The organism is Planktothrix sp. PLAVEN19ND (assembly GCF_057220675.1).
In genome coordinates this window covers 3,686,719-3,705,389 of record NZ_CM170132.1, presented here as the reverse complement: position 1 = coordinate 3,705,389, position 18,671 = coordinate 3,686,719, and the positions used below count along the sequence as shown (strand labels likewise).

Here is an 18,671-nt window from a genome sequence, read left to right as displayed (position 1 = left end):
AATGCTCAAAGGCCGGGAGTCGGGAGTCAATCCTAGCTCGCTAAAACTTATCAGGAAAAACAGACAAGCCTTTGGCGGTCTAGCATTCACTCCAGACTTCCCTGGCCTTGAAGGTCGTTTAGATTTGGGACGGGGAATCAAACTGAGTGATCACCCTCAAAAACCTAACCTCGGTTTTAGCTTAAGCCAGAGGAGATATAGTCCAAGTAAATACCCATTTCTTTGCCAGCATCAGCACCCACTAAACTAGCGGTCACTTCTTTGATGGCTTGGATGGCTTGCACGGTAGAACCGATGGGTACACCCAGGGAGTTATAGGTTTCTTTCAAACCGTTGAGAACGCGCTCATCGAGAATGGAAGGATCGCCAGCTAACATTGCATAGGTAGCATAACGCAGGTAGTAGTCTAAGTCGCGGATGCAAGCAGCATAGCGACGGGTGGTGTACATATTTCCACCAGGACGAGTCACGTCAGAATACAGCAGAGATTTGGCTACTGCTTCTTTGACGATGCTGGCTGCGTTAGCACTAATGGTGGAAGCAGCACGAACCCGCAGTTCGCCAGTGGCGAAGTAAGCTTTTAACTTTTGCAGGGAGTTGGCATCCAGGTACTTACCCTGAACGTCAGCAGAATTAATTACGGAAGTAATGGCGTCTTGCATGATTGTTCTATTTCCTTGTAGTCGCTGAATCTAGGAATCGTTTAAAAAATGTGATAAAGCGATCGGACTTATGAGAGCGCACCGATCACATAGTCGAAGTAAGCTGCGGCTTCGGCTGCATCTTCACCAGATAACAGACCTGTAGCAACACTCTTCAGCGCACGAATTCCTTCGGCAACGGCTTCAACGGGAGTACCCAAAGATTTGTACATTTCCCGAGCGCCAACAATCCCAATTTCTTCGATGGGGGTAATATCACCCGCAACGACTCCATAGGTAACCAGACGCAGGTAGTAGTCAAGGTCGCGTAAGCAAGTAGCGGTCATTTCCGGGCCATAGGCGTTACCAGCAGGGGAGACCACATCAGGGCGTTTCTGGAACAGTTGGTTTCCAGCTTCTTTGATGATCCGTTCACGGGCACCGCTCACAGTTTCGGCGATGCGCAAACGACGCTCACCAGAGGTAACAAAGGCTTTGATCCGGTCTAACTCACCAGGGCTGAGGTAACGCGCTTCGGCGTCGGCATTAACAATGGATTTTGTGACGATACTCATTTTCTACAAAAGCGTTTAGCTAACGTTTTCCTGATTGACGCTCTCCCGAAACCCATTAACTGAGTTGGAGAGCCTCATCGTTACCGATGAGCGTTCGGTGCTGGTTTAGATACAGTCTGGGTCAGGTTATGACATAGAGTGCATCTGCTTTTTGATCCGCAATCAAATCTATCGGTTTGAGATTTCTACTGCTTCACTTCCTGCTGGTTTGTACCCTCAAAAATTTTTGAGATTTTCAGGGGACAATTCACAAGTTTGATATCTTCCACTGGCTTTTGGGCAATGGATTCCCAAACTGCTCCCCTTGGGGCTACAGTCGATGGGGTAACTGGCTTTGGACATTAATCCGCCCAACACCGTCACTACCTATCGCTTGTATTTTCAGGCATGGAGTACACATTCTGAGCCAGATTGTAATAGTTTTTAACATTACCAACGAAATCGCGGGTTGACGGTTGAGGTGTTGACAGTTGTGATATTAGGATTTTAGAGCCGATGTCGGGTTCGTTTTCCCTTTCCTTCACTGGGCTGAAACAGACCCAAAAATGTAACAATAGATTCTGTTTAGAATCTCAATGGCTTTCGACCTAGTATGCGTTTAACTCGATGGAATTCTCCCCAGTTCAATGTCCCGCCACAGTGCTTTCAGGGTTTTAGGGGTTTCAAAATCCTGCTGACTACCTTGGTGATTATTTGTGTATTATTTTTGACCATCACTCCTTCCGCACTAGCGGGTCTGGATGATGACCATTTTGATGGTAATATTTTTGCGCTGTATGCTGGGAATGGTTCCTTGGTTCCCCCGAGAGTTACCTTAACAGAATCCATGAACCAGGGTAGACCCTCATTATTAGTATTCTTTTTAGATGATAGTAAAGATTGTAAAAAATTTGTCACTACGGTATCTGAACTTCAGCGTTTTTACGGACGAGAGGCGGACTTTATTCCGGTGAATGTGGATACCCTCTTACCCGATGCCCAAAATTCCCGCCAGGAACCGGGCTATTATTACAAAGGCTATGTTCCCCAAACCGTATTAATTAACCAATCGGGGAAAGTCGTTTTAGATAAAAAGGGACAGGTCGCCTTTGAAACCGTTGATGATGCGTTTCGCCAAGTCTTTGATTTATTGCCTCGGAATGAATCCGTAGAATTACGACGTCGTTCTTTCAACGAATTTAACACCGAGTTAGTCCCATCCCAGAAGTAAATCTCTGCGGAATATAGATTCGACGGCGCGATCACTTCATAAAATGTAACATTTTTGTTATGATCAAGTCAGTCGGTCTACTTTCCCTAGCAAAATCCCCCCATGAATACCCCATCAACTCCAGACCTAGAACCCCAGGACAAACCCAAGGAACCCCAACCCAGCTATGTTAAATTAGCGATGCGGAATATGGTTCGTAAAGGCGGAAAATCCCTATTTCACTTCACTTTAACCACTATGGGTCTAGTCGGATTTCTAGTAGGAATGGCTTATCTAACTCGCTAAATTCTTTAAATTCTTATTAGATTGTTTATTAATGACTGTACAGGTTGAAGTTAGTATACAGGACTATTATTGGGAACAGTTAGAAAACTTAAAAAATAACACAATTCCTAATAATTCAATAGAGTCTTCTCCTCGGCAAATCGAATGTCCCTTGACGCTCGAAGAATGGGAAAATTGGTTCCAAAGTTGGTTAAATTATTTAGAGTCCTATCTTCCATTGGCATCCAGTTACGAGTTAAGCTTACGTCTTACGGATAATACGGAGATAGAAATGTTAAATACTCAGTATCGTTCCCAAAATCAACCAACGGATGTGTTAGCCTTTGCTACATTAGAAGTCAATTGTCCCCAACCTCCAGAAGAATTTTCTTCTGAATCTCTGTATCTTGGTGATATTGTAATTTCGGTGGAAACTGCTTACCATCAAGCCCAACAACAAGGACATTCCCTAAAAATTGAGCTAGGATGGTTAGCGACTCACGGTTTACTACATCTCTTAGGTTGGGATCATCCCGATGATCAAAGTTTAACCGAAATGTTAGACCAACAACGGGTGCTCTTAAAAACAGTTGAGTTAGGGGTTTAACAGGTAGCCTGGGTTTGGGTTAATCGAAAACGGCAATCAGACATCATAAATTCCAGAAATCATAGAAAATATAAGACAAAATAAAATCTATAATTCCTGAATTTATTGATAATTAAGGCTGTAAATTCTAGTAACTCAATCAACAAATCATCAAGAAAACTGTGATAAATTTCTCCCTATAGCAGACCTAAAATTGCTGGTCGTGATCACGTATTCAGCGAAGGATTTAGAAATGAATGTAGAAAAGCCCTCCCTTTCAACATTTCCTACACCGTCAATTCCCCTTCCTCAAACAACAACCTTATCTAAGTCTAATCTTTCCGAGACTATGGGGAACAAATATGACCGAGAACTATCATGGAAAATCGCTTCTAATTTATTAGTTAGCTTTAAATATGCTTGGACAGGAATTAGTTATGCCTTTAGAACCCAAAGAAACTTTCGGATTCATACTATCATTGGAACCCTCGCAATTTGCCTGGGTCTTTTTTTGCAGTTAACCCGGGTGGAAATTGCCATTATTGGTCTGACCATTGGTGCGGTGATGACTATGGAATTATTGAACACCGCCATAGAATCAGTAGTTGACTTAACCGTCGGTCAGTCCTACCATGATTTAGCCCGAATTGCGAAAGATTGTGCGGCGGCGGCGGTTTTAATCTCCGCTTTAGTGGCATTATTGGTAGCTGGAATCTTACTTTTACCGCCTCTGTTCACCTGGATTCAAATTATAGTTTCAGGAGTTTAACCCTTGATTATTGTTATTGATAATTACGATAGTTTTACATACAATATTGTTCAGTATTTAGGCGAACTAGGGCAGGAATTACCGATTGCTGCTGAGGTTCAGGTATTTAGAAATGATCGGATTTCCCTAGAAGAAATTCGTCAAATGAAACCCGATGCAGTGGTGATTTCTCCAGGGCCAGGTCGTCCCGAAGATGCTGGAATTTCCCTCGAATTAATTCGGGAATTAGGGCCAACTTTGCCTATTTTGGGCGTATGTTTAGGTCATCAAAGTATTGGTCAAGTGTTTGGGGGGAATATTATTTCTGCACCGGAACTAATGCACGGAAAAACATCCCCCATCCATCATACGGGCGTTGGTGTGTTTAAAAATTTAGAGAATCCCTTAACCGCAACTCGCTATCATAGCTTAGTCATTGAACGAGAAACTTGTCCCGATAGTTTGGAAATTACCGCCTGGGTGGAAGATGGGACAATTATGGGGGTTCGTCATCGGGACTATCCCCACATCCAGGGGGTACAATTTCACCCGGAAAGCGTTTTGACCCAGAATGGAAAACAACTTCTAAGAAACTTCCTAGAACGGATATAATTGTTGCTTAATCCGTTGCCACGTCAACCTAAATACTTATGAAACGGCGAAAATTAATTCAATTAACAACTACAACACTATTGACCACCTTAGCAACTGGGTTAACGTCTCAATGGCAAAATTCTTCCGCACAATCTACTTCTGAAAATACCTTAACTGTCCAATGGTTAGGACATACTTCCTTTTTATTTACCGGGGGAGGATTAAGAATTTTAGTTAATCCCTTTCGCCAAATTGGTTGTACCGCAGGTTATCGGAGTCCCCAACAATTTTCAGCCGATTTAATCTTAATTAGTAGCCGTCTTTTAGATGAGGGTGTGACCGAAGGATTTACGGGAAATCCGGCTTTATTATATGAACCTGGGGTTTATCAATTTAATGGTAATCAAATTCAAGGAATTCGCACCCTTAAAGATAGATTTAATGGCCGACAATTTGGGGTAAATGTAGCTTGGTTGTGGAAACAAGCGGGAATTAAAATTTTACATTTAGGTGGATTGGCTGGGCCATTAGGAATGGAAGAACGCATTTTAATCGGTCGTCCTGATTTAATGTTGATTCCGGTGGGAGGCGGGGCGAAATCCTATACTCCAGAAGAAGCCAAAAAAACCATTGAATTTCTCAATCCTAAAATTGTCATCCCCACCCATTATCGCACCTTGGCGGCGGATGTAGCGGCCTGTGATATCGAACCCGTTGATAATTTTTTGTCTGTGATGGCGGGAACATCAATACAAATTAAACAAACCGATACGCTGACATTAACCGCAGATAATTTACCGAAACAAGGGCCGATAATTAACGTCTTAAATTATAACTTTGATGTTACCCCTAAAAGTTAACTAAAAGTCTCCATCTCTATTTGTGTTTGATAACCATGATCACCATTCAAAATTACTCGAAAAAATTCATAGCTAGGTTTGTAGGTGTTGTTGGGTTGACGCTATTCGGGATTTTACCCGTTCAAGCTCAACTTTATAATTATACCTTAACAAACTCAACCCAAATTACTCAAGTTCCGGCTACAATTTCCCTCGATATTATTGATACAATAGTGAGCGCGGGTGAATTTACCATTCTAACCCAAGCGTTACAAGCGGCGGACTTAGTAGATACCATTAAAGGTGAGGGGCCATTTACCCTATTTGCACCCACGGATAAAGCCTTTTCTGCACTGCCCCCGGGAGTTTTATCGGACTTACTGAAACCGGAAAATAAAGCCCAATTGGTCAAAATTCTTACCTCTCATGTTGTGGCGGGAAAGGTGTTATCCACTGACCTAAAATCTGGAGAAGTCCAAACCCTAGAAGGGAATAAGATTAAGATTGAGTTAGGGACATCCGTAAAAGTTAATAACGCCACGGTAATTAAAGCTGATGTTTTTGCTAGAAATGGTGTAATTCATGTGATTGATGCGGTGATTTTACCTGAATAATTTTAATAATTTGGAGAGGATAAAACCATGAAAACTTTAATAGAAAATCAAACCCAAGGCAAAAGTTTAGGAATGGTCAGTCTTTTAGGTTTATTAACATTAGGAACTATTTCCCAGGGAGTCGCAGCAGAAGTTCAAATGTCTGCTAATTCCGAACTAATTTGTCGTCAACCTAACCAAGATTTAGCTCAAATTCCTATTTCCCCAAAAGTAATTCAAGGTGTAGTCGGAGATTTAGCTACGGTTATTTTATCCGATGAACGCTTTAAAATCCTAGGGATGATTTTACAATCGATTGGATTATTAGATGCTTTAAAAAAAGGAGATTTTACCATTTTTGCTCCCACAGATGAAGCTTTAGCCAAGTTACCCCAACAAATTTTAGATGCGATTCTAAAATCGCAAAACCTCAACCGATTTACCGAACTATTAGAATATCATGTCATCCCAGGTAAAGTCACAACAACGGAGTTGAAATCAGGTAAAATTAAAACTTTAGAGGGAGGTTCTGTTACGATTAAGACCAAGAAAAATCAAATTAAAGTCGGAAATGCCACGATAATTGATTCTGATATTCCGGCGAGTAATGGAGTCATTCATGTTATTGATCAAATCTTAATTTTACCGAAATAAGCTAAAATAGTGATCAGTCGTAGGGGCGGGTTCGCCTTAACCTTAGATATGTACAATAAATCTACCTAAACCCGCCCCGACTTAACTTAACCTTAGATATGTACAATAAATCTACCTAAACCCGCCCCGACTTAACTTAACCTTAGATATGTACAATAAATCTACCTAAACCCGCCCCGACTTAACTTAACCTTAGATATGTACAATAAATCGACCTAAACCCGCCCCGACTTAACCTTAGATATGTACAATAAATCGACCTAAACCCTCCCCTATTACATATCCTCAAAATTAATGATCAATTGAATTAGGACTTACACAACATACAGTAGGGGCGGGTTTAGAAAGAATATCTGTGAGTATCAGAAATTTGCACGGAACCCGCCCCTACAACTGATAAACTGATGACAGATTGAGGCGAAGTGGGGCGGGTTTTTCAAGATTATCTGTGAGAAACAGAAATCAATACAGAAACCCGCCCCTACAAATCCTTCTATCTACTAAATAACCAAATTTATATTTATGAAATTAAGCCTTTGCATGATTGTTAAGAATGAACAAGAAACTTTAGCAAAATGTTTAAACAGTGTTAAAGGAATTGTTGATGAAATTATTATTGTTGATACCGGGTCAACGGATAAAACCCCAAAAATTGCCCAACAATTTGGAGCAAAAGTTCATTCCTTTAATTGGTGTGATGACTTTGCTAAAGCCAGAAATGCTGCGCTTAGTTATGCCACCGGACAGTGGATCTTAGTATTAGACGCAGATGAAGTTTTAGCCCCTGGAATTGGGGCGCAACTCCATCAAATTATGGAAAATCGTAATTTAATTGTGGTGAACTTAATTAGACAGGAAATCGGCGCCAGTCAGTCTCCTTATTCCTTAGTTTCTCGACTGTTTAGAAATCATTCCCAAATCTGTTTTTCCCGTCCCTATCATGCCATGGTAGATGATAGTGTTACTGAATTAATCCGCCAAAAACCACAATGGCAAATCGGAACATTACCCCAAGTTGCTATTTTACATGAGGGATACCAAGCCGAAGCGATCGCCAAACGGAATAAATGGCAACTGGCAAAAACATCCATGGAGCGTTACTTAGCAGAACATCCAACGGATGCCTATGCTGCGAGTAAATTGGGAGCTTTATATGTTGAAATAGGAGACTTAGAGCGGGGCATAGAACTATTAAAATTAGGATTATCTCAAGAGAGTAATGGAGAAGATGGGGTTTTATATGAACTCCATTATCATTTGGGCATAGCCTATAGCAAACAAGGACAATTTACCCTAGCCAAACAGCATTATCAAACCGCCGTTGATATTAACATCTTACCACAATTAAAGCTGGGAGCCTATAATAATTTAGGCAATATTTTCAAACAAGAAGGAGAACTAGAATCGGCAAAAATAGCCTATCAAACCGCTATAGAAATTGATCCTGGTCTAGCGATCGCCTATTATAATTTAGGCATGACCTTGAGGGCAATGGGAGCCTATCGAGAAGCGATCGCCGCCTATCAAAAAGCATTAGAATTCAATCCCAACTCAGCCGAAACCTTCCAAAATTTAGGAGTCCTCCTACTACAAATTGGGCAACTCAGCGATAGTTCGACAATGTTTAAAGCCGCCATAGAATTACACGAGCAAAATAACTCCCCAGAAGCCCAACGTTTGCGTCAGGAACTTGGGGAAATGGGTTTTCGAGTTTGAGAGATCCTAGAGAAATTCCAAAACATTTTTCCAAATTTTTCCAGAATCCGCTATCATGCAGCAAAAGTTAGGTCATTTTTCTAGGAGTTCAGTAATATGGGTAATGCAGAACGGATTCCCGTCGGTATTGTGGGAGCCTCGGGCTATGGGGGCGTGCAGTTGGTACGTTTGTTACAGGATCATCCCCTGGTCAGAATTGCCTATTTAGGCGGGGATAGTAGCGCCGGAAAACCCTTTTGTAGTCTCTATCCCCATTTGAATGAATGTGTGGATTTAGTGATCGAACCTATTGATATTGATAAAATAGCCTCTAAATGTCAAATTGTTTTTCTATCCTTACCTAATAATTTAGCCTATACCATGGCGCCCCAATTAATAGAAAAAGGATGTAAAGTATTAGATTTATCGGCGGATTATCGATTTTCTAATTTAGACATTTATAAAAAATGGTATGGGGGAGAACGCACGGATCAAGCAATTGCCGCCACGGCCGTTTATGGTTTACCAGAATTGTATCGCGATCGCCTAGCTACGGCTCAATTAGTTGGTTGTGCGGGGTGTTATGTAACAGCAAGTTTATTAGCGATTTCTCCTCTATTAAAACAGGGATTAGTTGATCCCCATACCACAATTATTGATGCGAAATCAGGCACTTCTGGCGGGGGAAGACAGGCTAAAGTTAATATGTTATTAGCCGAAGCGGATAGTTCAATTGGGGCCTATAGTGTGGGGGGTCATCATCGCCATACCCCAGAAATTGAACAGGTTTGTAGTGACTTAGCCGGACATGATATTCTAGTCCAATTTACCCCCCATTTAATGCCTATGGTCAGGGGAATTTTAGCGACGGTTTATGCAACTTTACGAGATCCGGGGTTAGTAAGAGAAGATTTAATTACCATTTATAAAGCGTTTTATCGCAATTCTCCTTTGGTTAAAATCTTACCTGGTGGTACCTATCCCCAAACAAAATGGGCCTGTGGAACTAACCTTTGTTATTTAGGAATTGAAGTGGATCAACGCACCGGACGGGTGATCGTGATGTCTGCTATTGATAACTTAATTAAAGGTCAGGCCGGACAAGGGGTGCAGTGTATGAATATTATGATGGGTTGGGAAGAAACCTTGGGTTTACCCCAATTGTGTTTCTATCCTTAAGTCATACGTTGTTGGGCTTTAGCCCTATAATCTTTGTGCTAAAGCCCAACAACAATTTATTTCTTAGGTTTAAACTGTTTTTCCACTAAACTAACAATCGTATCTCTGGGGAAAAATCGAGGTAAATTCACAATAAATTGATTAGTGAATCCTCCAGTTACTAAGGTTGAAAAGTCTTTTTCTAAAGCGTTCAATGTATCCTTAACAACTTCTTCCGCCGTCGTATAATTCTGTCCGCCACCGGAAAAAGTTTGAGGAAATTCTGCCGCGACAAAAAAGTTAGATTCGGTAGGGCCAGGACAGACCACTAAAAGTCTCACCCCGGAGTCTTTATTTTCTGCCCATAAAGCCTCAGTAAAATTCAAAACAAAAGCTTTTGTTCCCGCATAAACAGAACAATAGGGTAAGGGTTGATAACCCGCAATTGAAGCGATATTAACTATTGCACCCGCACCCCGTTTTTTCATATCAGTTAAGAATAAATGAGTCAGTTCAACTAATGCCGTAATATTTAACTGAATCATTTGCACCTGTTTAGTTAAGGGGCGATCGGCAAAGGCTCCATAATCTCCAAATCCGGCATTATTAATTAATAAATCAATGGTTAATCCTTGTTGAGAAACTGCATCAAAAACCAATTGTGTTGCCTCTGGTTGTGTCAAATCTTGAGGAATGACATGGGCTTTAATATTATATTGCGATCGCAATTTTTCTGCCAGTTGTTCTAATTTATCCTGAGAACGGGCCACTAAAACCACATCTATTTTCCGAGATGCCAATTCCTTGGCAAACGCCGCCCCAATACCAACAGAAGCTCCTGTAATTAACGCAGTTTTCATTGATTTTCCATCCTAGAATAACTTTCTAGTTAATAATTGTATTTGGTTTCAAGGCTGGTTGACACCCACTAAAAATGATTTATCTGACTTGGGAGCAGGTTGGGCGGTGGCAAACTATTGACATTGCAGATAAAATCGATGACTATGTTCTTCAGTTAGGTAGAAGGGTAAATATCGAAGTTTATGGCTTTGAACCAAATTATGTTCATCAATTCCCCCATTTGAGTATTCCTGATTTAGCAAAATAAGGTTGATTTTCCGATGGGGAAACAGTATTCATAGCGGGAATTTTGGATTCATCGGGGGGAGGAAGGGGTGCTGTTAAAGGTTGGGTAATATCACGTCCAACTAATCGTTTTGATAAACGAGAAATCCGAGGATTTTGTCGCATCTGAGTTTCATTCATACCATAAATGTGCAGATCAACATATTCTTGACTAACCGGATTATATAAATGTTCTTTCATAATTCCTTCTAATTGAAATCCTGCGGTAATTAAAGCTGCATGGACAGGATGGTTATAACCATAACAATAGGCATAATAGCGATGTAAATGATAGGCATTAAAAATTAAGTCTGTCATTAATAAACCCGCTTCAATCCCATAGGAAATAGAACGATATTTTTCCTCAAAAATCCCAATTAACAGTTCAGCCCTTTGATGGAGAGCACTATAGTCGGCGGCGGCAATAATTCCAATTATGCCATGATGTTTATGAATCATTAAGCATTCTAAATAACCACTTTCGGCAGGTGTTAAATAGGATCTGCTGATTAATTTTTCTCTAACTTGTTCTACGGTTTCTGCTGTATCATTTAGACGAAATAAACGCATAAACTCATAACAGGAATACATTTTTTCAAACAGAAAAGCAGCATCATCGGGAGTTGTACGTTTGAGGGTTAGAGAGCGTCCTTGATGAAGAATGAGAGGATTAAAAGTCATAGAGTTATAGCAGGAAACAGGGAATAGTGATACAGAAAATTACAATAAACCAGGGTAAAAAGTTTGATAAAACCAAGTAAAATTCTGTTTAATTGTGGTTTCAAAACGCTTTGGAATAGGATAATTAACTAATGGTTGATGGGGATTGTAGGGTTCTTCGACATATTTACCAAAAGACTGGGAATAATTAGATAATTCAAAATTAATTAGGGTTAAATTCGGTGTAATGGGTTGGAGGTTTAACCAGTTGAATAATTCTGTTAAGACTTCTTGAGGATTGGTCATTAAATGCTCGTAAACCACATAAAATAATCGTTCTTGTAAACTAATTTCTAAGTCTTGGATTTGTTCTAAAGCCTTGATACCTGAACCTACAATCCCTGGAGGAATGAATAATTTTTGAGCGCGTTCTGCTCTGGAAAGAGAGGCTAATTTTTCAGGAAAATCTAACAGTAATGTTTTTTGATGTTGGGTTTCTATCGCTCCATAGATTTGACCTAATTCTCTCACAAAAACTACCATTTTAAAATCAGGATCAATTAAATGAACTAACTCTAAATGCTCCAACCATTGGGGATGAAAATTAGCAATCCAAGGTTGAGAAATCGGTTTATCCCAACCGTTAATAAACCCTCTCATTCCTAAGAGAGATCGCTCCATTGTCCCCTGAAAGTCTTGATTTAGTCCGTTAATTAATTCGGGGTTAGTGGTCAAAAAGTTGCGAAAGTTCAGCAGTAAGTCACAAATCGGCGATCGCAAATAATTACTCTCAATTTCAGGATGTTGGGCTAACAGTTGACTGAAAAAAAACATCCCAGAGCAAGGGAGTCCGGTTAAATAAAGGTAACGATGATGGAGCATAAAAATTGTTGAAGTTCTCAGGAATCTTTGAAGAAACCCGATTTCTTCAAGAAACCGGATTTCGGGATTTATGCGTTAATTAAGGGTAAAAGAATTAGCGGTAATTGAGTTAGCAGGAACACCAATTAAAGTGGCTAAAAGTTCATTGTTAGCTGCTACTTGAATCAAGGTATTTCCCGCCTGAGTCCCACTGCCTTGCAGGATGGTAAGCTGATTAAAACTATAATTTTGGGTCAATTTTAACAGATCCTCACCTCCGACAAAATCTAGGATAAAATCAGCATTTTCACCCGGATTTAACATAAAGATATCTGCTCCTTGACCCCCGATCAGCGAATCACTTCCGACTCCACCATTCAGGGTATCATTACCTACATCTCCTGTGATGAAATCATCCCCATTAGCTCCATCTACAAGATCGTCGCCTTGACCGCCATGAATCAGATCCTTACCGTCGCCACCATAAAGGTTATCGTTTCCTGAACCACCCGACAAGAGATCATCTCCGACATTACCAACTAACAGGTCGTTTCCAGTTTCTCCTAATACCGTATCATTGCCTAAATCACCACTGAGGGTATCGTTTCCTAAACCTCCGAAAATCAAGTCATTGTCCTTACCGCCTCGCACCCAGTCTTCATCGGCTCCACCATAAATCAGGTCGTTTCCGAGGAAACCATAAATCACATCTTGACCTGGGTTTCCTGAGAGGAAATCATTGTCGCCATAACCAAGTAAGGTATCCTGACCAACACCGCCGCTGAGGGAGTTGGGACGCTCATCTCCTAAGAGCAGGTCATCGGGGGGATTACTCACAGGAACAGAGGTCAGATTTTTCTGAGCGATGAACTGTTCAATGGGGGCGCTCAGGGATGAGGGATTAGCCGTCGTTGGGTTAGGAGTAGCGGTGTTATTGGTTGTGGGATGCAGTTGATTGGTTGAGCTAACTCCGGTACTATTAATCACCTGCTGATTTGGGTCAATGTTACCGTTATCAATGACGATTCCTCCAGGGTTATCTGTTGAGGGTTGGTCAATCACAGAAGTATCAATGGTGGCGGTAGCAATTTGAGCGGTTAAGGCTTCTCCGGTATTATTGGCTACCACTTCGCTGAAGGATTTTGTGCCACTGAAGGCGGCGATTAAATCCTGGGTGACGCTGGTTTGGGCGACTTTTTGGGCTTGGAAAATGCCATCCGTGGTGGTGGCGGTGAGAATTTGCTGGTTGCTGGCGGCAATCACTTCTGACAGTTGGCTGATATTGTTGGTAATTGCCTCTAGGTTAATAGTATTGTCTGGGTTTACCTCTGCTGAAATATTGGTTATATTACTAACGGTGTTACTAATCAAAGTTTGAATTATCGTACTATCACTGAGATTAACACTGCCACTTTGCTGGAGTTGGGCTAGGTTATCTGTCACCAGAGCATCTAAGCCATTGTTGCTAATGCTGATAACCGTTTGCAGGGAGTTACTAATTTGGCTAATCAGGTTTTGCACTGCCACCTGTGCCGCTAACACCGCTAAACCTTCACTCGAACCCGCTTGGGCTGCCGCGATCGCGTCAAAGGTGGCTAAGTTAATACTGCTGGGAAGTCCCAAAGCGGTTTTGACCTGGGTTTCGGATTCTTCTGGAAGCGCCCCGGTATCGACGATGGCAGAAATTAGGGTAGTCAGAGGGGTAACTACCGTAGAACCGGGAACTGCCCGCAGTCTGCCAGTAAAGGCTTGTCCGGTAATGGCATCTGTACCGCCAATGGCGACATACTCTCCTTCACCCGCATCAATAAACCCGTCACTATTGAGGTCGAAACTATCGGGAATGTCGAGGGTAAAGTTGCCAGCACTGTCGGTGGTGGTACTGGGTTCATTGCTATCTTGGGTGCGGTTGAGGTTGCCATCAAAGAACAGGGTCGCTCCGGCAATGGGGCCATCTTGAACTTTGATATTGCCATCTTTTATATCCACTTTAACTTTAACTCCAGAGGCAGCTTGAATTTTGGTCTGTGGAACCTCTAGGTTATTTTCAAAGGTGGTATCACTGCTCGTGGTGACGGTTGGGGGTGAGGTGGGTAAACCTTGGTCATTATTCTTCCCATCCCAGCACCGCCACCGGAGTTATAGCCATCGCCTCCCTTAGCAACTGCATTTTTGAGGGTAAGGTTCTTAAAACTCACATTCCCTGATTTGACAAAGAAGATCGGACGGTCATTTGTAATTTTATTAGCTGTCAGGCTGTCGATAATGCCGTCATTAACGGTAAACCCGAAGTTGGCATAACTGCTACCGTTGGCATTGGCAACTGGGGTGAAGACTAGCTCGGAGATATCAGTAGCAGTGATCACCTGGTTAGCTTTGACAGCATTGCCATTGAGTTGTAATGTCCCCACTGTAGGCAGTTGGGTGATTTTTATTGATTTTAGCGTGTCTGTAGTGTCGATATCACTAAAACCGAAGTCCGCCGTCGTAAAGGTGTAGCTGTTGTCTTCCTTGACGCTTAGGGTTTTGTCGGCGGCAGTGGGAGCATTGTTAATGGTAGTGACGGTGATGGAGGCGGTGGCGGTGTTGGTGCTAAAGGCTGTGGTACCACCGTTAATACTGGTGTCGGCTGTACTTCCGGCTGTACCTGTGGACTGATCCCAGGCGCGGAAGGTAAAGGTGTTGGTAGTAGTGCCGTTGTAGTTGGCGTTGGGTTGGAGGCGGACTTTGTTACCTGCATCTAATAATAGGGCGTTACTGTTGCTGACGGCTGGGAAGTTTGTCCAGGTTGTGCCGTTGTCGGTGGAATATTGCCAGGTGCCGTTATTGTTGGCGGCAGTGATAGCGATGGCTACGGTGATGGTAGTGGTGTCTACATCGGATATCCTCGGCAAAAGATAGGTATAGATTTTGCTGATGTAGTTCCATAAACTATCCTCGCCCGTGAGCAGGATATCGGTGTTGCCATCTTTGTTAAAGTCGGCGGTGGTGACGGAACCATTGTCAACACCGGGGAGGGAGAACTTGGTGTTTTCGCTAAAACCGCCACTGCCGTTGTTGCTATAGATTTTGCTGATGCCTGAGCCCGTGAGCAGGATGTCGATGTTGCCATCTTTGTCGAAGTCGGCGGTGGTGACGGAACCAAAGGAAACACCAGGGAGGGAGACGCTGGTATTTTCGCTAAAACCGCCACTGCCGTTGTTGCTATAGATTTTGCTGATGGAACTATTAGAACTATCCAGGCCCGTGAGCAGGATGTCGGTGTCCCCATCTTTGTCAAAGTCCGCCGTGGTAACGGAACTAGCTTTAACACCAGTGAGGGAGACGTTGGTGTTTTCGCTAAAACCGCCACTGCCGTTGTTAATATAGATTTTGCTGATGGGGCTACCCGAACTATCCTCGCCCGTGAGCAGGATATCGGTGTTGCCATCTTTGTCGAAGTCGGCGGTGGTGACAGAACTATAGGAAACACCGGGGAGGGAGACCTTGGTATTTTCGCTAAAACCGCCACTGCCGTTGTTGCTATAGATTTTGCTGATGCCTGAGCCCGTGAGCAGGATGTCGATGTTGCCATCTTTGTCGAAGTCGGCGGTGGTGACAGAACTATAGGAAACACTGGGGAGGGAGACCTTGGTGTTTTCTTTAATACCCGAAGTTGGAATAATATTCCCGACAGCATCCCCACTGGAGTTGCTGTCATTCTTATTAATAGGGGTGAGGCTATAGGTGAAGTTGGTATTATCTAATACGGGAGCATGGTTATTGGCAGTGACATTAGTAACGGTAGCTGTGGGTGTACTATTAACAGTTTCTACTGTCCCTAGTCCATCAGTATAACTAACTTTTGCCTGTACCTTTTTCCCAACTTGTGTCTGAGATAAGGTCAAATTATTATTAGTCGCTCCACTAATATTAGTCCAGGTGACTCCATTATCGGCTGATTCTTGCCATTGATAATTAAAAGTACCTAAACCATCAACATCCGCTAAGGTATTCGTGGCGGTTAAAATTTGGTTTTGTGTCGCTGTCCCCGTAATACTAACATTCCCTGTAGGAACATTATTTAAAAGTGCAGCTACCGCAGAAGTCGGACTACTATTAACCGTTTCTACTGTCCCTAATCCATCAGTATAACTAACTTTTGCCTGTACCTTTTTCCCAACTTGTGTCTGAGATAAGGTCAAATTATTATTAGTCGCTCCACTAATATTAGTCCAGGTGACTCCATTATCGGCTGATTCTTGCCATTGATAATTAAAAGTACCTAAACCATCAACATCCGCTAAGGTATTCGTGGCGGTTAAAATTTGGTTTTGTGTCGCTGTCCCCGTAATACTAACATTCCCTGTAGGAACATTATTCAAAAGTGCAGCCACCGCAGAAGTCGGACTACTATTAATAGTTTCTACTGTCCCTAGTAAATCAGTATAACTAACTTTTGCCTGTACCTTTTTCCCAACTTGTGTCTGAGATAAGGTAAAAGTATTATTAGTCGCTCCACTAATATTAGTCCAGGTGACTCCATTATCTGCTGACTCTTGCCATTGATAATTAAAAGTACCTAAACCATCAACATCCGCTAAGGTATTCGTGGCGGTTAAAATTTGGTTTTGTGTCGCTGTACCCGTAACACTAACATTTCCTGTAGGTAAGTCATTAACGTTAGTAATACTTAAATTAGAGGTGGCTGTGGCGGTACTAAAAGCAGTAATTCCTCCATTGGTGCTGACATTCACACCCGTTTGTCCATTGCTGCTACTGGTGCTATCCCACCCCCGATAAGTGAGGCTGACATTGCCGTTAAAGTTAGCATTGGGAACAAATCGGATTAAATTTGTGTTATTTAAAAGAGTTGCCGAACTATCTGTTACTGCCCCGAAAGTTGTCCAATTGCTACCGTTATCGCTAGAAAACTGCCAAGTTCCATTACTGGTATTGCTGAAACTGGTGACTGCTATGCCACTGGGATTATTATCGGCATCGGTAAAACCACTGCTTAAGAAGGTGGAAACTAATGTCCCTGAATTGGTTGTGGGGTCTTCGCTAATGGCTGCTAAACTAGAGACGTTAGCCCCATTCAGGACGGGGGCGTTGTTGTACTCTCCCGTAGCCCCAAAAAAGCTTACCCAGTTGTTAACCGTGGAACCACTGGTTTTTGTGAAGGTAATACTACTGAGAGTTTTGTCTTGGTTGGGAGCGAACTTCAGCCCGTACAGGGCGACCGTGTTAGCATCATGATAGCTGCTCCCTGTTAAATCAAAGCTCCGATCTGTCCCATCAATCAGATAGTATGTGTTAGCGGATTCGGTAATAGTGTCAAACCAGTCAGGCACATTGGCTGTGCTGGTTTGATTAGTGCCATCGCTATAGTTAAACTTTACCTCTATCCCTGCTGTACCATCTGCACTGGTGGCGAACAGGTGGGTTGAAGGTAAAGCTGGTATTGTTGGCACTGAGAACTTTGGCGTTGTTGCCGTTACTGGTGTTACTGTAGCCGAGTTGAATTGCGGGATGGTAGGTGCTGGCGGCGAAAGAGCCGTTGTCGGGTAAACCATTACCATTAGCACCTACTTTAAAGGTGGCAAAGGACTGAGTGATTAGGGTTTCACTCGATGTGCTCATGCCGTTTTGGGTGGTGTCTGTAACTCCACCAGTGTAGTTAACAATGACATCCTCGGTGAAGATTGAGCTCACATCGAAGTTGGCGGTTGCTAACACTCCGGCATAGTTTTCTATTGTGACTGCTGAAAAAGCTAGGGGGGTTTCAATTGACCCGATGGTTTTGTCTAATTTCCAGTTTCCTCCTAGGGCGACGTTGCCGGTTTTGTTGCTGGATGCTCCTATGTTGGCTCCAATAATTTTATTCAGGCACCTGATAAATTTTTCTCCTGTTTCTCCTGCTGCTACTTCACACCCATAAAGCAAAATATCTGCGGTTTTTGTTAGGGCTTTTCCCCACTGCTGGAGTAGACTATTAAAACTGTCTAAATTTTCCCTATTTAAAATGTCTGAACCGAGTTGTAAACTGCCCGGGCTACCGTGAGAAACTATGTGCAAGGCTTTTATATTTGACCAGCTTCTGAGTGCCTGTGTGATCTGTTCTACGCCACTACGGTCTTTTTCTAAAATGACTATTTCTGTGTTCTTGTTTGCTCCTGTGATCAAGCTTGGGTAGTTTTCTACAGAGGAGTCAATGAAAATAATTTGCTTATTTGAAGATTGAAAAGCTAGGTTAGTCTGGTTTAGTGTTTGCATTAGGATAACCCAATCTGGTTTCTTGAGTCTATCAATTTTCAATTAAACTATTAAAAATCAGAACAAATATTAATTAATTTTGTGAATTTATGTGTACTTTTATGTATTAATGTAAATTCGATGGGATGGGATGTGATGGCGTAGCCACAACGATCATGGCGTCACGCTTAAAATAGAAAACATAAGGGCAATCAGCAAGGTGTGGATGTTCGC

The 18,671-nt window shown here is 42.3% G+C and carries 18 protein-coding genes; 10 read left to right on the top strand and 8 right to left on the bottom strand.

The annotated features are described in order from the left end of the window. Window positions 1–176: 176 nt before the first annotated feature. Window positions 177–662, bottom strand: a complete 486-nt coding sequence (gene apcB / locus AC2D3N_RS15975; RefSeq protein WP_026787260.1) for an allophycocyanin subunit beta — start codon at window positions 660–662, stop codon at window positions 177–179. 68 nt (window positions 663–730) lie between these two features. Further along, window positions 731–1,216: an allophycocyanin subunit alpha gene (apcA, locus tag AC2D3N_RS15970; RefSeq protein WP_079678329.1), complete on the bottom strand. Its 486-nt coding sequence runs from the start codon at window positions 1,214–1,216 to the stop codon at window positions 731–733. Window positions 1,217–1,922: 706 nt separating this feature from the next. On the opposite strand from apcA, the gene AC2D3N_RS15965 reads away from it, so the two are divergent. The 10 genes from AC2D3N_RS15965 (at window position 1,923) to argC (ending at window position 9,578) form a co-directional block, all read left to right on the top strand. Continuing rightward, window positions 1,923–2,426 (top strand): thylakoid membrane photosystem I accumulation factor, encoded by a 504-nt coding sequence (locus tag AC2D3N_RS15965; protein ID WP_369821835.1) that lies wholly within the window; start codon window positions 1,923–1,925, stop codon window positions 2,424–2,426. A gap of 102 nt (window positions 2,427–2,528) precedes the next feature. Continuing rightward, window positions 2,529–2,711, top strand: a complete 183-nt coding sequence (locus AC2D3N_RS15960) for a DUF3285 domain-containing protein (RefSeq protein WP_079678330.1) — start codon at window positions 2,529–2,531, stop codon at window positions 2,709–2,711. 31 nt (window positions 2,712–2,742) lie between these two features. Beyond that, window positions 2,743–3,297, top strand: a complete 555-nt coding sequence (ybeY, locus tag AC2D3N_RS15955; protein ID WP_079678331.1) for an rRNA maturation RNase YbeY — start codon at window positions 2,743–2,745, stop codon at window positions 3,295–3,297. Between the two features lie 232 nt (window positions 3,298–3,529). Then, window positions 3,530–4,045, top strand: a complete 516-nt coding sequence (locus AC2D3N_RS15950) for a diacylglycerol kinase (RefSeq protein ID WP_079678332.1) — start codon at window positions 3,530–3,532, stop codon at window positions 4,043–4,045. A gap of 3 nt (window positions 4,046–4,048) precedes the next feature. Next, a complete protein-coding gene (locus tag AC2D3N_RS15945; protein WP_079678333.1) occupies window positions 4,049–4,636 on the top strand; it encodes an anthranilate synthase component II in 588 nt (195 codons plus the stop codon). Between the two features lie 38 nt (window positions 4,637–4,674). Then, complete coding sequence (locus AC2D3N_RS15940; protein WP_079678334.1) at window positions 4,675–5,478, top strand: MBL fold metallo-hydrolase; 804 nt, start codon at window positions 4,675–4,677, stop codon at window positions 5,476–5,478. A gap of 35 nt (window positions 5,479–5,513) precedes the next feature. Further along, window positions 5,514–6,071, top strand: coding sequence for a fasciclin domain-containing protein (locus AC2D3N_RS15935; protein WP_079678335.1), 558 nt, complete (start codon window positions 5,514–5,516; stop codon window positions 6,069–6,071). A gap of 27 nt (window positions 6,072–6,098) precedes the next feature. After that, a complete protein-coding gene (locus AC2D3N_RS15930; protein WP_484691463.1) occupies window positions 6,099–6,704 on the top strand; it encodes a fasciclin domain-containing protein in 606 nt (201 codons plus the stop codon). Window positions 6,705–7,226: 522 nt separating this feature from the next. Continuing rightward, window positions 7,227–8,420, top strand: a complete 1,194-nt coding sequence (locus AC2D3N_RS15925) for a tetratricopeptide repeat protein (RefSeq protein WP_484691462.1) — start codon at window positions 7,227–7,229, stop codon at window positions 8,418–8,420. Between the two features lie 96 nt (window positions 8,421–8,516). Further along, complete coding sequence (argC, locus tag AC2D3N_RS15920; RefSeq protein WP_079678338.1) at window positions 8,517–9,578, top strand: N-acetyl-gamma-glutamyl-phosphate reductase; 1,062 nt, start codon at window positions 8,517–8,519, stop codon at window positions 9,576–9,578. A 56-nt stretch (window positions 9,579–9,634) separates the two neighbouring features. Here argC and AC2D3N_RS15915 read toward each other — a convergent pair whose 3' ends face one another. From AC2D3N_RS15915 to AC2D3N_RS15890, 6 genes are all read right to left on the bottom strand, one after another. Continuing rightward, window positions 9,635–10,417 carry an SDR family NAD(P)-dependent oxidoreductase gene (locus tag AC2D3N_RS15915; RefSeq protein WP_484691461.1) on the bottom strand — a complete coding sequence of 261 codons (783 nt, stop codon included), beginning with the start codon at window positions 10,415–10,417 and terminating at the stop codon, window positions 9,635–9,637. A gap of 208 nt (window positions 10,418–10,625) precedes the next feature. Then, a complete protein-coding gene (locus AC2D3N_RS15910) occupies window positions 10,626–11,363 on the bottom strand; it encodes a GNAT family N-acetyltransferase (RefSeq protein ID WP_484691460.1) in 738 nt (245 codons plus the stop codon). A gap of 39 nt (window positions 11,364–11,402) precedes the next feature. Further along, on the bottom strand, window positions 11,403–12,224 hold the full coding sequence (locus AC2D3N_RS15905) for a sulfotransferase (protein WP_484691459.1): 822 nt from the start codon (window positions 12,222–12,224) through the stop codon (window positions 11,403–11,405). A gap of 75 nt (window positions 12,225–12,299) precedes the next feature. Further along, window positions 12,300–14,192, bottom strand: a complete 1,893-nt coding sequence (locus tag AC2D3N_RS15900) for a calcium-binding protein (RefSeq protein WP_484691458.1) — start codon at window positions 14,190–14,192, stop codon at window positions 12,300–12,302. 47 nt (window positions 14,193–14,239) lie between these two features. Further along, the gene (locus AC2D3N_RS15895) at window positions 14,240–17,656 is read right to left on the bottom strand and encodes a beta strand repeat-containing protein (RefSeq protein WP_484691457.1); all 3,417 of its coding nucleotides are present in this window, start codon (window positions 17,654–17,656) and stop codon (window positions 14,240–14,242) included. Then, a complete protein-coding gene (locus tag AC2D3N_RS15890; protein ID WP_484691456.1) occupies window positions 17,574–18,458 on the bottom strand; it encodes a DUF4347 domain-containing protein in 885 nt (294 codons plus the stop codon). Before AC2D3N_RS15890 ends, AC2D3N_RS15895 begins: the two co-directional genes overlap by 83 nt. Window positions 18,459–18,671 lie beyond the last annotated feature (213 nt).

What these genes read in the sequence shown, in the direction of transcription:
- apcB (WP_026787260.1), bottom strand. Translation starts at nt 662, where the DNA reads ATGCAAGACGCCATTACTTCCGTAATTAATTCTGCTGACGTTCAGGGT.
- apcA (WP_079678329.1), bottom strand. Translation starts at nt 1,216, where the DNA reads ATGAGTATCGTCACAAAATCCATTGTTAATGCCGACGCCGAAGCGCGT.
- AC2D3N_RS15960 (WP_079678330.1), top strand. Translation starts at nt 2,529, where the DNA reads ATGAATACCCCATCAACTCCAGACCTAGAACCCCAGGACAAACCCAAG.
- ybeY (WP_079678331.1), top strand. Translation starts at nt 2,743, where the DNA reads ATGACTGTACAGGTTGAAGTTAGTATACAGGACTATTATTGGGAACAG.
- AC2D3N_RS15950 (WP_079678332.1), top strand. Translation starts at nt 3,530, where the DNA reads ATGAATGTAGAAAAGCCCTCCCTTTCAACATTTCCTACACCGTCAATT.
- AC2D3N_RS15940 (WP_079678334.1), top strand. Translation starts at nt 4,675, where the DNA reads ATGAAACGGCGAAAATTAATTCAATTAACAACTACAACACTATTGACC.
- AC2D3N_RS15935 (WP_079678335.1), top strand. Translation starts at nt 5,514, where the DNA reads ATGATCACCATTCAAAATTACTCGAAAAAATTCATAGCTAGGTTTGTA.
- AC2D3N_RS15930 (WP_484691463.1), top strand. Translation starts at nt 6,099, where the DNA reads ATGAAAACTTTAATAGAAAATCAAACCCAAGGCAAAAGTTTAGGAATG.
- AC2D3N_RS15925 (WP_484691462.1), top strand. Translation starts at nt 7,227, where the DNA reads ATGAAATTAAGCCTTTGCATGATTGTTAAGAATGAACAAGAAACTTTA.
- argC (WP_079678338.1), top strand. Translation starts at nt 8,517, where the DNA reads ATGGGTAATGCAGAACGGATTCCCGTCGGTATTGTGGGAGCCTCGGGC.
- AC2D3N_RS15915 (WP_484691461.1), bottom strand. Translation starts at nt 10,417, where the DNA reads ATGAAAACTGCGTTAATTACAGGAGCTTCTGTTGGTATTGGGGCGGCG.
- AC2D3N_RS15910 (WP_484691460.1), bottom strand. Translation starts at nt 11,363, where the DNA reads ATGACTTTTAATCCTCTCATTCTTCATCAAGGACGCTCTCTAACCCTC.
- AC2D3N_RS15905 (WP_484691459.1), bottom strand. Translation starts at nt 12,224, where the DNA reads ATGCTCCATCATCGTTACCTTTATTTAACCGGACTCCCTTGCTCTGGG.
- AC2D3N_RS15890 (WP_484691456.1), bottom strand. Translation starts at nt 18,458, where the DNA reads ATGCAAACACTAAACCAGACTAACCTAGCTTTTCAATCTTCAAATAAG.